A 12,915-nucleotide genomic window follows, 5' to 3' on the forward strand; every position below is an offset into this window, starting at 1 on the left:
GTTCTCGGCGCCGGCGGAGGTCGACACCTCGCCAATGCCGTTCCGCGACTGGGAAGCGGCCGTGGGGTCCCGGATCGCCGCGCGCGCGCGGCCGCTCAAGCTGGAGCGCGGCGTGCTCCACGTCCGCGCGGCGAGCTCGATGTGGGCGCAGGAGCTCTCGCTGCTCGGCGATGCCATCACCGCGCAGCTCCGGTCGCGCGGCCTCCCGGTGCAGTCGCTCCGGTTCCGCGTCGGCAAGGTGGAGCCGGTCGCGCGGCCGCCGTGGCGCGAGGAGGTCCGCCCGACCCCGAAGGAGGCGCCGCTCCCGGTCGAGGTGCGGCGAGAGCTCGGGAAGGTCGCCGATACCGAGCTGCGCGATGCGATAGCGAAGGCCGCCGCGAGGAACCTCGGCTGGCAGGAAGCCGAGGCGGGCGCGCGCCCCCGCAACGCGCCGCCGCCGCTCCAGCCCTCCGCCGCGCCGGCCCCACCTGTGCCGCCGCCTGCTCCACGCGCGGCGCAGCCGCCTGCCCCGCACGGGGCCGCCCGCGCGGCGCAGCCGCCTGCCCCACACGGGGCCGCCCGCGCGGCGCAGCCGCCGGCTCCGCGCGCGTCGCGCGTGTCGCCAGAGGCCGCCGCTCCCGCGACGCCCGGCGGCGATGCGGCCGCTACTTCGCCGCGACGAGGCGCTCGAGACCCTCGATCCGCTGCATCAAGAACCGCTCGGTCGGACCGAACGACGGAGCCATCCGGCGCAGGTCGTCGAGGTAGATCCTGAGCGGCTGGATATCGAGCGTCTTGACGCGCCGGACGACGGTGTAGAGCTCGTCGACGACGGGGCCGGGAAGCGGGCGGCGCGCGATCGTGAAGAGCTCGAACGCGTAGTTGACCCACGTCCCCTTGGTCGTGGCGCCCGCGAGGCGAGCCGCGTAGCGCGCGGCGAGCTCCGCGGCCGGCATCTCGAGCGGTACGTTCGTCCGCGCGCGGCTCAGGATGTCGATCAGCACCGTCTGCAGGATGCGCTCGGCCTCCTCGCTGCGGCCCATCGCCAGCGCCTTGTCGGCGAGGCTCGCGAGCAGGCGCAGCGACTGGAAGCCCTTGGACCCGCCGTCTCCCGTCGGGCTCGTGAGCTCCGTCGGGTCGTCCGACATCTTGCGCATCTCGGTCAGCGCCATCGCGCCGAGCGTCGCCGTCGCGCGCCGGAACTCGACCCCGTAGGCGTCGTGGGGGCGCGACTCCTCCCCGCCGTAGAGCAGCATCTCCTGGCTGCCGATGATGATGCGATCGCCGTCGGTCAGCTCGCGCTGGCCGGAGATGCGCGTGCCGTTGACGTACACGCCGTTCCTGCTCTCGAGATCGTGCACGGCCACGCCGTCGCTGCGCACCTGCAGCGTCGCGTGGCGCCGCGACACCAGCGGGTCGTCGAGCGAGAGCTGGCAGTCGCCGCTCCGGCCAATCACGAAGGGCCCTTCAGGGAGCTCGAAATCGTGCGCCAAGTACCGGAGGCGGAAAGGCATGGTCTATTTCAGTGCGCCGAGGCGCTCGAGCCCTTCGATACGCTGGAGGATGAACCGCTCCGCCGGCGTACGCTCGCCTGCGCGCTCGCGGAGCCGCTTCGCATAGCCACGGAGAATGGACATGTCGACGGCCTTCACCTTGCGCAGGACACTATACAGCTCATCGACGAGGTAAGCGGGGAGGAGGAGCTCGAGCCGGGTATTCAGCTCGAAAATGTAGTTGATCCACGAGCCGCGACCCGTCGCCGCGGCGAGGCGGGCCGCATACATGCTTGCCTTCTCGACAAGCTCGGGCTGCACGGCGCCGACGCCCCCGTCCCGCGCCTTCGTGAGGATGTCGGTGAGCGAGCGCTGGAGGATGCGCTCGGCTTCATCCACGCGCCCCAGGGCGAGCGCCTTGTCGGCGACGCTGCCGATGAGGCTGAGCGCGTGCACGCGCTTGTCGGGGTGCTGCGGGACGAGCCCGGGGAGCGACCTCCGGGAGGCGATGGCCGTCGCGCCGTCGTCCTCGCCCCCGGGCATCTCGCTCATGTCGACCGTGCGCGCGTTCTGCTGCCTCGTCCAGAGCGGCGCGCTCCGGGGCGAGTGCGCCGAGTTCGGCTCGATGGCCCCGAGCAGGAACATCTCCTGCCCCCCGATCGCGATCTTGTCGCCGTCCGACAGGATCTGGCGCCCCGCGATCCGAGCCCCGTTGATGAGCACGCCGTTGCGGCTGCCGAGATCCTCGATCGCGACGCCGCCCTCACCGACGGTCAGCAGCGCGTGCCTGCGCGACACCAGCGGGTCGTCCAGCGACAGCTGGCAGTCCGCGCTCCGTCCGATGAAGAACTCGCCGAGCGGCACCTCGAGATCGTGGGCGAGGTAGCGCAATCGGATGCCCATGATCGAGCCATACCAACAGCCCAACAGGCCGTCAAAAGACAGCTTTCGGGCCGCGTAGCATTGGTTTGCAAGCCCACAAGAAGGGCCGTGCACTACGGACGGGACGTCTGTTACCGTCTTACAGTATCACACCAGTCGTCCTCGTCGCTGTCGTCGTCGCGTGGCGTGTCGTCGCGCGCCCTTACGACCGGCTCGGGGAGGCTCAGGGGAGGCGAGAGAGGACCCGGAGCAGCCTAAGGAGGAGCCTTGGGTGCGCGACGAGGCCGTAGATCTTGAGCTCCCCTCTGGCCACGAGGCGCGCGAGGTCGCGCAGGGGGCCGCTCTGGCGGCGGTGCAGCACCCCCAGCTTCGGGAGGCGCAGCCAGCGGTGGAACGCGACGTCGGGGAGCCGGCGGAGCGCCGACTCGTCGCCGCAGAACGTGACGGACGGGATGCCGATGGCGCCGTCGTGGATGGTGAGGCGCCCGTGGTCGAAGCGCATCGTCATGGACGTGTCGGCGTCCTGCGCGACGACGAGCACCGACCCGCGCAGCGCCCGGAAATCGGCGGCGCGCTTCGGGTCGCGCGCGAGGTGCTCGCGGATGAGCTGGCCGAGGTAGGCGGCGAGCGGGTTCTCCTCAGCGCCTGGGGCGAGATCGACGATGGGCTCCATGGTGCCCCCTCACCCGGCCGCGCGCGCTCCGTCCACCCCGATGTCGCGGCGGAGCACCTTGCCGTCGAAGTCGATGGCGCCCGCGGCGCGGAAGGCGCGCTCCCGCGCCTCGGCGAGCGAATCGCCCGCGGCGGTGACGGCGAGCACGCGGCCCCCCGCGGTCACGACCGCGCCGTCCCGCTCGGCCGTGCCCGCGTGGTTCACGAAGGCGCCCTCGACCGAGGCCGCGGCGTCGAGGCCGCGGATGACGTCGCCGGTCACCGGCGCCGTGGGGTAGCCGCGCGCCGCGAGGACGACGGTGAGCGCGTGGCGGCCGGGGGCGACGCGCGCCGCCCCGGGAGCGAGCGCGCCCGCCGCGGCAGACGCGCAGAGCTCGGCGACGTCGCCCTCGATCAGCTCCATCAGCGCCTCGCACTCGGGATCGCCGAAGCGGACGTTGTGCTCGAGCAGCATGGGATCCCCGGCGGGCGTGATCATCAGGCCCGCGAACAGCACCCCGCGGAAGGGCCTCCCCTCCGCCCGCATGCCGTCGATCGTCGGCCGGAGGATCTCGCGCTCGACGCGCGCGGTCAGGGCCGGGGTGACGCGGGCGCTCGGCGCGAACGCGCCCATGCCGCCCGTGTTCGGCCCGGTGTCGCCCTCGCCGACGCGCTTGTGATCGCGCGCCGCCGGCAGGACGAAGATCGCCTCACCGTCGCTGATGGCGTGCACGCTGGCCTCCTCGCCCAGGATCGCGTCCTCGAGGATCACGGTCGCGCCGGCGTCGCCGAAGCGGCGATCCACGAGCATGTCCTTCGCGGCCGCGAGGGCCTCGTCGACGGTCGTCGCGACGACGACGCCCTTGCCGGCGCAGAGGCCGTCGGCCTTCACGACGATGGGCGCGCCGCGCTCGCGGATGACGCGGGCCGCCTCGTCGAAGGAGCGCACGATCCGGAACGGCGCGGTCGGGATCCCGTGGCGGGCGGCGAACTCCTTGAGGAACGCCTTCGACCCCTCGAGGCGCGCGGCCTCGCGGCTCGGCCCGAAGACGGCGACGCCCTCGGCGGCGAGCGCGTCGGCGACGCCGGCGCAGAGCGGCGCCTCGGGGCCGACGACGACCAGGTCGGCGCGCTCGCGGACGGCGAGCCGGGTCGCCTCGGCGGGCGACAGGGACGGGAGGTCGACGCGGCGGATCGGGGCGCGGCCGGCGCCTGCTCGCGCGTGGGTCCCGGCGTTCCCGGGCGCCACGATCACCTCGGCGACCGAGGGCGATCGGGCGAACGCACGCGCGAGGGCGTGCTCGCGCCCCCCGGAGCCGAGCACGAGGATGCGGCGATCTGACCTTCGGGGGGCGGCGGAGCTCACCCCCGCGCGCTACCACGCGCCGGGCCTCGCTGTCGAGGCGCCTCGCGCGGTCCCGTGCCCGCGGGGGGGCTCCGCGGCGCCCGGCGTCGTGATAGAAGCGCCCGCGGGGCGCGCGGCGCGGCTCAGCCGGGGCTGCGGACGCGCGCCGCCGGGCCCTTCGCGAGGGGGACCGGAGGGCGGATCCCTGAACATTCTGGAGGGATCGGCGAGCGCGGGCCGCTCGACGTCGAGGGGACGTCGAGGGGGCGGCGGGCGCGGATCCCCCGTCGTGGAGGTGAGCGATGACGCATCGGGCTTCGTGGGATGAATACTTCATGCGCATCGCCGAGGTCGTCGCGTCGCGGGCGACCTGCGATCGGAAGCACGTCGGCGCGGTGATCGTGCGCGACAAGAGCATCCTCGCGACCGGGTACAACGGCTCGATCCGGGGGCTGCCTCACTGCGACGAGGAGGGGCACCTGATCGAGGACGGCCACTGCGTGCGCACGATCCACGCGGAGGCCAACGCCATCATCCAGGCCGCGCGGAACGGGGTGCGGATCGACGGCGCGACGGTCTACGTCACGGCCTCGCCTTGCTGGGGGTGCTTCAAGATGATCGCGAACGCGGGGCTCTCGCGCGTCGTCTTCGGCGAGTTCTACCGCGACGAGCGCATCTTCCGGTTCGCCACGGAGCTCGGGATCGAGCTCGCCCCGCTGGAGCAGCGCGAGACGCCTGCCTGAGGCGTTGCGCGGGCGGGCGCTCGGTTGAGCGAGCCCTCGCGCAGTCGACGCCAGGTTGCGCGGCGACCTGCGCAACGCTCAGGCCTTGCGCGGCCGCGGCAGCCCGTACACGCGGATCCGCTCGACCAGCGTGCGCCGTGAGATCCCGAGCAGCGCCGCGGCGCGCGTCTGGTTCCCCATGCACTGCTCGAGCGCCTGGACGATGCGCTCGCGCTCGTGGGCCTCCATGGCGTCGCGCAGCCGCGTGGGGCCCGGGTCCACGCCGTCCGGCGCGCTCTTCGCGACGTCGGGCACGCTCCTCGCAGACGCAGACGCATTCGCAGATGCCGCCGCACTCGTGTCCGAGGGCGCCGAGGCGGGCGCCTGCGGCGGGCGCACCGGAAGGGGCACGGCATGCGATGGACGGGTGGGATCGGCCAGCGGGGAGAGGAGCAGGTGCTCCGGTTCGATGGGCGCCCCGTTGGCGAGGATCACCGCGCGCTCGATCACGTTGCGCAGCTCCCGGATGTTGCCTGGCCAGCTGTGGCGCTGGAGCCCGGCCAGGGCCGCGGGCGAGATCGGAACGGCCAAGGCGCTCGCCTCGCCGGGGAAGAGCTCCTTCGCCGTGCGCTCCGCGAAGAGCTGCGCCAGCGCCGCGACCTCCCCGGGCCGCTCGCGCAGCGGCGGGATGACGAGGGTCACGCCGTTCAGCCGGAAATACAGGTCCTGCCGGAACGCGCCGCGGCTCACCTCGGCCTCGAGGTCGCGGTGCGTCGCCGCGACGAAGCGGACGTCGATCTTGATGGGGGTCAGCCCGCCGACCCGCATCACCTTCCGCTCCTCGATGACCCGGAGGAGCTTGGCCTGGATCGAGGGCGGCAGCTCGCCGATCTCATCGAGGAACACGGTGCCCCCTTCGGCCGTCTCGAGCAGCCCCGGCTTCGCCCGGACGGCGCCGGTGAAGGCGCCGCGCTCGTGGCCGAACAGCTCGCTCTCGAGCAGCGACTCGGACAGCGCGACGCAGCTCAGGCGCAGGAGCGGGCGGCTCGCGCGCGGCGAGGCCCTGTGGATCGACTCGGCCAGCACCTCCTTGCCGGCGCCCGTCTCGCCGAGGAGGAGGATGTTGATCGGGCCCTTCGCGACGCGCTCGGCCAGCTCGTAGACGGCGCGCATCGCGTCGTCCTTGACGATGACGTCCTTGCCCGCGTCCCGCTCGCCGCCCTTCTGGCGGAGGACGACGCGCGCGGCGCCCAGGTAGATGACGTCGCCGGGCGAGAGCTCGACCGCAGCGCCCCGCGCGGACGCGCCCTTGCCGACGTCGATCAGGCGCTCGGTCGCCGCGCTGCAGTGCCGGGCGCGCACGCGGGTCCCGTTGCTGCTGCCGAGATCCTCGATCCGGAGCGGCGGGCCCAGGTGCAGCGCCGCGTGGCGGCGCGACACCGAGGAGTCGGGGACGCAGATGTCGGCGTCCTCGTCCCTGCCCAGGACGACGCTGCCCGAGCCCGGCAGCTGCCGGGTGCTCATCGAGCTCTGGGTGATGATCAGGAGCTCGAGCGAGCCACCGTCGCGGGAAAGAATCTCCGGATCAGCCACATCGCACCCCAGAGTCGCGCCGGACGACGAGCGGCGCCCCGCCGCTGCGCGTGTGCGATCCGCTCCGGGGACCGTTGCGGCAGCGTTCGCAGGACGGTCGCCAGGACCGAGGGCGCGCCCAGCAGCCGGCGGCGTAGCACGGACGCGCGCGCAGGGCGACTTCCGTCGCGCTCACCTTCCGCTCGCGGGGCTCCCCCGCTGTGGCGGTCGAGGTGGTCCAGCGCGCGCGGGGCGGCGATCGTCATCGCGGCGAGGCGGCGCGCTCCCGGCGCCGCGGCGCGGGCAGTAGAGTTTCCGCGGATGATCGCGCGGGACCCGTTCGGCTGGGTGGGCAGCTCCATCGGCGGCAAGCTGATGGTGGACGCCGTGGCCGGCGAGGGGACGTTCGGCGTGGTCTACCGGGCGACCCACCTGGGATTCCAGGAGCAGGTGGCGGTCAAGTGCCTGAAAATCCCCGCGGATCTCCTGCCGGAAGAGCGGCAGTCGCTGCTCGACACGTTCGAGCGCGAGGCCCGGCTGCTGCACCGGCTCTCGCGCCGGACGACGGGCATCGTCCAGGCGCTCGACGTCTCTGCCGCGACCTCGCCGGAGGGCTGCTGGACGCCGTACATCGTCATGGAGTGGCTCGAGGGCGAGACGCTCGCGCAGCACATCGAGGCGCGGCGCGCGTCCGGGCGCGCGCCGTACTCGGTCGACGAGGCGATCGAGCTCCTGGCGCCGGCGGTGGGGGCGCTCGCGATGGCGCACGACGAGCGGGTCTCTCACCGCGACGTCAAGCCGGCGAACCTGTTCCTCGTCGAGACGCCCGGCGCGACGACGATCAAGGTCGTCGATTTCGGCATCGCCAAGGTGATCGACGCGTCGATGCCGCTGTCGAAGGCGCTCGCGGAGACGAGGCGAGCCGCGGCGGCGGCGCAGGGCGCGAGCGCCAGCGACACGACGCAGGTGCTCGCGACGTCGCCGACGCTGCACGTGTTCACGCCGCTCTACGGCGCTCCGGAGCAGTTCGAGCCGAAGCTCGGCGCGACGGGGCCCTGGACGGACGTGTTCGCGCTCGGGCTCGTCCTGCTGCAGCTGGCCTCGGGGAAGCCGCCGATCGACGGGCGTGATTGGGCCGAGCTCTACCTCGCCGCCGTGGACCCGCGCAGGCGGCCGTCGTTCGCGGGGCTGGGCGTCGAGGCGAGCCCCGCGCTCGAGGCGGTCGTCGCGCGGGCCGTCGCGGTCGATCCGGCAGCGCGCTTCCGGGACGCGCGCGAGCTCGGAGAAGCGCTCGCGTCCGCGCGCGCCGGCTCCTCGCACAGGCCGCCGGCTGCCCCGCTCTCCACGATCTCGCCGAGGGCCGACCAGGCGTCTCCGCGGGGGCCGAGCGCGGCGCTCCTGGCCGCCCCGGCGCCCGCCGACGCCACGAAGGTCACGGCGCCTGCGGGCGCGGTGCAGGTCGCGGCGCCCGCGGGTGAGTACCGTGTCTGCACCGTGCTCTCCGCGGAGATCGTCGCCGGCGACGAGGGGCAGGAGCCGCTCGATCCCGAGCAGGAGCTCGAGCTACGCGAGGCGTGTCGCGAGCTCGTCCGCGAGCGCGTCGAGGCGCTCGGGGGCGTCGTGAAGGGCAGGAGCGACGGCGTCGTCACCGCGCTGTTCGGCGCGCCGCGCGCGAGCGACAACGACGCCGAGCGCGCCGTCCGCGCCGGGCTGGAGCTCGCGTCGCTCGACGCCGCGTCGCTCCCCGTCCACCTGCCGCGGCGCTCCCGGCCGATGTTGCGCGTGGGCATCAGCACGGGAAGGCTGTTCGTGAGCGGCGCGACCGGGCGGGGCGCCCCGGTCGACGCCTCCGGCGAGGCCTTGAAGGCGGCCGCCCAGCTCCAGCAGGCCGCCGCGCCCGGCGCGGTGCTGATCGCTCAGCCGACGTTCCGGCAGGTGGCCGGGCTCTTCCAGGTCGAGCCGCAGGGCGACGGCGCGACGGGCTTCCGTGTGCTGAAGCTCGCGAGCGGATCGGGCGCGGGATCCGATTTCCTCGGCCTCGACACCCGCTTCGTCGGGCGTGCGGGGGAGGTGCAGCGGCTCTCGGAGGCGCTGGAGACGGTCATCGCGGAGCGGCGCGCGATGTTCGTCTCGGTGATCGGCGCGGGCGGCATCGGCCGCAGCCGCCTCCTCGCCGAGGTCCGGACGAGGGCGCTGTCGCAGGCGGAGCCGTGCATCGTGCTCGGCGCGGCGTGCTCGTCGCTGTCGATGGATGCGAGCTACCACCTCGCCGCGTCGCTCCTTCGCGCGCATTTCCGCATCCAGGACGGCGACGCGCGCGACGTCGTGCTGCGCAAGCTCGCGAGCGGCGTCGCGGGCGCAGACGCCGGAGGCGAGGCAGGCGGCGCGCCGCACCCGATCGCCCTGGAGGACGCGCTGGCGGAGGTCGCGGCCGTGCTCTGCCCGTCCCCGGCGGCGCGAGCCGCGCCCGCGACGGCGATCGTCCCCGACGAGGGCGGCGTCGAGGTGGCGAAGCGGGTGGCCGCGGCCGTCGCGATGCTGCTGCGGGCGATGGCCGCGCGCGGAGCCGTCGTCGTGCTGCTCGACGACATCCACTGGGCGGACGAGGCCAGCCTCGACCTCTTCGACGACCTCGCCGTGCGCCTGTCGGACGCGCCCCTGCTCATCATCGGCGCGGCGCGGCCCGAGCTCTACGAGCGGCGGCCGCACTGGGGCGAAGGGAAAGCGAGCCACGCGCGCCTCGATCTCGGCCCGCTGCCGCGGCGGCACATCGAGGACATGGCGCGCGAGCGCCTCCGCCTCGTCGCGGGCTGCTCCGCCGAGGCGCTCCGCGCCCTGGCGGAGCGCGCCGAGGGCAACCCGCTCACGTTGACCGAGACGCTGTACCTGCTCATCGACGCCGGCGCGCTCGAGCGGCGCCTCGGCGAGCCCTGGATACTGCACGAGGAGCAGCTCGCCCGGCTCTCGTTGCCGGCGACGATCCAGGGCATCGTCCAGGCGCGGCTCGATCGGCTCGACGGCGAGGCGCGGGCGGTCCTGGCGCAGGCGGCCGTGGTCGGCAGGACGTTCTGGAAGGGCGCGATCGACCACCTCCGCGGCGCCGCGCCGCTCCACGGCGGCGGATCGAGCACCGCGGACGTGCTGCGGCGGCTCCGGGATCAGCAGCTCATCCAGGCGCGCGACGCGTCGACCTTCCCCGAGGACTGCGAGTACGTCTTCGCCGAGGCGGCGACCCAGGAGATCGCCTATGAGACGCTCAGCCTCAAGGTGCGCCGGGCCATGCACCGCGCGGTCGCCGCCTGGGTCGACGGCGTCTCGGCGGGGCGCTCGCCTGCGCGCGCGCCGCGGGGGCTCGGGGAGGCGCTCGCGGCGCTCCACCATGATCGCGGCGGCGACGCGCTCGCCGCGGCGCGCGCCTACACGCGCGCGGCGGCGAGCGCGTCGTCGCTCGGGCAGAACGCCGAGGCGCTGCGGCACTTCGAGCGGGCCCGGGAGATCCACGCGAGCGCGGCGGACGGCGCCCCGGCGAGGGGCTCCGCGGCGCGCGCCCCGTCGGCCGCCGCGCCGGGGGGAGACGAGCGCCGGCTGTTCGCCTGGCACGAGCGCGCGGCGCTGTTGCTCGACGTCGGCGACGCCCTCCGCAGGGCGGGCCGCCTCGACGAGGCGGAGCGCGCGTACATCGAGGCGCGGACGCGGATCCTCCGCGTCGAGCGGCGCGCCTCCGCGCCGCCCGCGGAAGGCCCGGAGGCCGCGCTGTTCTGGGATGCGCGCGTGGATTTCCGCCTCGCCCTCGCGCTCAAGGTGCGCGGCGCGACGGCCGACGCGCGCGCGCTGGTCGAGCGCGCGATCGCGCTCGCGGAGCGCGGCGGCGCCGCCCCGGAGACGCTCCCCATGTACGGGCTGCTCGCGGCGCTCCACCGGCGCGCGGGCGATCTCGACGCCTGTCGCGCGGTCGCGCTCCGGAGCCTGCGCATCTGCCGGACGCTGCCTCGAGGCGACGACCGCCGCCGCGCGGCGGCGTCGCAGCTGCTCCTCGCGCTCGGGACCGTGTTCTACTCGCGCGGTCGGCTGGTGCAGGCCGAGCGCTGCTACCGCCAGGCTGCGCGGGCCGTCGACGAGCGCGCGTACCCCGAGGCGCTGAGCTTCGCGCTGAACGGCGTCGCGGCCGTGCTGTTCGCGAAGGGCGATCTCGGCGGCGCGCGGGAGGTGTTCGCCCGAGCGCTCGCGTTGAAGGAGCGGCTCGGCGATCTCCAGGCGATCGCGTCGGGGCACAACAACCTCGCGGAGGTCGAGCTCCGCCTCGCGCGCCCGCACGCCGCGCTGGAGCACGCGCGGCGCGCCGTGAGGCTGGGCGAGCAGGCCGGGGCCGGCGCCGATCTCCCGGACGCGCACCGCAACCTCGCCGCCGCGCTCCTCGCGGCCGGCCACGTCGGCGAGGCGCTCGATTCCGGCTGCGCGGCGCTGCGCCTCGCCGAGGTGGGCGGCGGGCGCGTGTACCTCGCGGACGTGGCGCTCGGCCTCGCGCGGATCTGCCGCGCGGCCCTCCGCGACGCCTCGACCCGCCCTCGCGCCGAGGCGGCCGTGGCGCAGCTCTCCGCCTCGCTGGGGGCGCATTTCCGGGACGGTGAGCTCGCGGCGCGGGCCGACGAGTGCCGCGCGCTGCTCTCGGATCCCTGAGGGGTTGACCCTTTCTCGTCAGGTAGCGCGACGTGTCGCGCGGGAGACGTTCGTCATGACCAAGGCTTGGAATCAGGCAGCTCTCGTTCTGATCGCCGCGGCCGCGCTCGGCTCGGCGGCGCTCGGGTGCGCGTCGGATCCCGCGCCGCCGGGCGGATGCCCTGGCGCGCGCGCGGCGACTGGCGCGTGCATCGGCGTCCCCGCGGGGGCGCTCTGCGACAGCGACTTCTGCGCCGCTTCGGTCGATTGCGCCGAGGTCGTCGAGGTCTCGAGCGCCGCCGCGCTCTCGCAGGCCACCGAGGCCGCGCGACCTGGGGCGTGCATCGCGCTCGGCCCTGGCGCCTACGGCCCGATCGATCTGCCCCCCGGCGTGAGCCTCCTCGGCCGGGGCGCTGGCTCCGTGAGCGTCGCGGCGGTCTCGCTCGCGGCCGGCGAGGGCGCCGTCCTCCGGGGGCTGACGGTGGGCGAGGGCGGCGTGCGGATCGCGGCCGGCGCGCGGGCGCGGATCGAGGCGGTGCGCGTCGTCGGCAGCGCGTCCGACGGCGTGACGCTCGGCCTCGGCGCGTCGCTCGACCTCGTCGCGTCGGCGATCGAGGGCTCCGCGCGGTACGGCCTGAGCGCGTTCGACGCAGGCCGCGTCGCCGTCGTGCGGTCCGTCGTCTCGGGCTCGCAGGGGCCGGGGCTGTGGGCGCAGTGCACCGGCGGCTGTGACTGCGAGGCGCCGGTGGAGCTCCACGTCGAGGACGCTCTCGTCCGCGACAGCAAGGTGATCGGCGTGTCCCTCGTCGGAGCGCGCGCGACGATGTCTCGCGTCGAGGTCAGCGGCAATGGCCTGAGCGGGTTCGATCCGAGCGGCGGCATCTCCGCGTCCGGCTGCTCGACCCTCGACGCGGCGGCCCTCACGATCGCCGACAACACCGGGTTCGGTCTCCTGATCGATCGAGCGAACGCAGCCCTGGGCGAGAGCGGCGAGGGCTTCGAGGTGAGCGGCAACCAGCCCGGCATCTGGATCCAGAACACGACGCCGGAGCAGACGGTCCAGCTCACGGGAGGCCTCCTCGAGAAGAACCGGGCCATCGGCCTGGGGATGAGCGGCGACGCGCACGGCATCATCATCGACGGCATGCGCATCGCCGGGACCTTCGCCGACTCGGCGGTGGTGAGCGCGGACGGCGGGCTCGCCCAGGAGGTCGTGGGCGACGGCGTGAGCTGGCAGGAGCGCGCGCAGGCCGCGATCTTCGGGCTCGTCCTGAGCGGCAACGGGCTCGAGTCCCTCAACCCCTCCATCAGCCCGTCCCGCCGCGCGAGCGTGCTCATCGACGGCGGCGTCGGCCCGGACAGCCGCCTCTCCGCCGTGACGCTGGAGGGCGGCGACGAAGCGGCGGGCATCGTCCAGCAGCGTCTGCCGGCTGGCGGCGTCAGCCCGCTGCGCGGCGCGGATGTCCCGCGCATCGTGACGAGCCCGGAGGCGCTGTTCTCCGTGCCCGTCGCGCCCATCGCGCCCGCGGCGCTCGACGCCCCTTGAGGCCTGCATCACCGCGGCGACGGCCCGGTTCTGGGACCGCGCCCCGAGATGAGCGCAGGAGCGCGTCGG

The 12,915-nt window shown here is 74.8% G+C and carries 9 protein-coding genes; 4 read left to right on the forward strand and 5 right to left on the reverse strand.

Going from position 1 to position 12,915, the window contains the following annotated elements:
- Positions 1–34: 34 nt before the first annotated feature.
- Positions 35–754 carry a DUF721 domain-containing protein gene (locus WMF19_RS50750; RefSeq protein WP_437901772.1) on the forward strand — a complete coding sequence of 240 codons (720 nt, stop codon included), beginning with the start codon at positions 35–37 and terminating at the stop codon, positions 752–754.
- Here WMF19_RS50750 and WMF19_RS50755 read toward each other — a convergent pair.
- From WMF19_RS50755 to purD, 4 genes are all read right to left on the reverse strand, one after another.
- Complete coding sequence (locus WMF19_RS50755) at positions 645–1,493, reverse strand: FHA domain-containing protein (RefSeq protein ID WP_437326613.1); 849 nt, start codon at positions 1,491–1,493, stop codon at positions 645–647. The two genes, WMF19_RS50750 and WMF19_RS50755, sit on opposite strands and share 110 nt — an antisense overlap.
- A gap of 3 nt (positions 1,494–1,496) precedes the next feature.
- Positions 1,497–2,375 carry an FHA domain-containing protein gene (locus WMF19_RS50760; protein WP_437326614.1) on the reverse strand — a complete coding sequence of 293 codons (879 nt, stop codon included), beginning with the start codon at positions 2,373–2,375 and terminating at the stop codon, positions 1,497–1,499.
- 202 nt (positions 2,376–2,577) lie between these two features.
- Positions 2,578–3,027 (reverse strand): hypothetical protein, encoded by a 450-nt coding sequence (locus WMF19_RS50765; protein ID WP_437326615.1) that lies wholly within the window; start codon positions 3,025–3,027, stop codon positions 2,578–2,580.
- Positions 3,028–3,036: 9 nt separating this feature from the next.
- Entirely contained in the window at positions 3,037–4,329 is a 1,293-nt protein-coding gene (gene purD / locus WMF19_RS50770; protein WP_437896953.1) for a phosphoribosylamine--glycine ligase, read from the reverse strand.
- Between the two features lie 323 nt (positions 4,330–4,652).
- Between purD and WMF19_RS50775 the strand changes: the two genes are divergently transcribed.
- Positions 4,653–5,093 (forward strand): deoxycytidylate deaminase, encoded by a 441-nt coding sequence (locus WMF19_RS50775; protein ID WP_437896954.1) that lies wholly within the window; start codon positions 4,653–4,655, stop codon positions 5,091–5,093.
- 78 nt (positions 5,094–5,171) lie between these two features.
- On the opposite strand, the gene WMF19_RS50780 is transcribed toward WMF19_RS50775, so the two are convergent.
- Positions 5,172–6,665: a sigma 54-interacting transcriptional regulator gene (locus WMF19_RS50780; RefSeq protein ID WP_437896955.1), complete on the reverse strand. Its 1,494-nt coding sequence runs from the start codon at positions 6,663–6,665 to the stop codon at positions 5,172–5,174.
- Positions 6,666–6,965: 300 nt separating this feature from the next.
- Here WMF19_RS50780 and WMF19_RS50785 point away from each other — a divergent pair, with 300 nt between their 5' ends.
- Together WMF19_RS50785 and WMF19_RS50790 are read left to right on the forward strand one after the other, a co-directional pair.
- A complete protein-coding gene (locus WMF19_RS50785; protein WP_437896956.1) occupies positions 6,966–11,321 on the forward strand; it encodes a serine/threonine-protein kinase in 4,356 nt (1,451 codons plus the stop codon).
- 55 nt (positions 11,322–11,376) lie between these two features.
- Complete coding sequence (locus tag WMF19_RS50790) at positions 11,377–12,846, forward strand: hypothetical protein (RefSeq protein ID WP_437326619.1); 1,470 nt, start codon at positions 11,377–11,379, stop codon at positions 12,844–12,846.
- The last annotated feature ends 69 nt before the right edge of the window (positions 12,847–12,915 follow it).

It is taken from the genome of Sorangium sp. So ce124, assembly GCF_051525235.1.
GTDB classification, from domain to species: domain Bacteria; phylum Myxococcota_A; class Polyangia; order Polyangiales; family Polyangiaceae; genus Sorangium; species Sorangium atrum.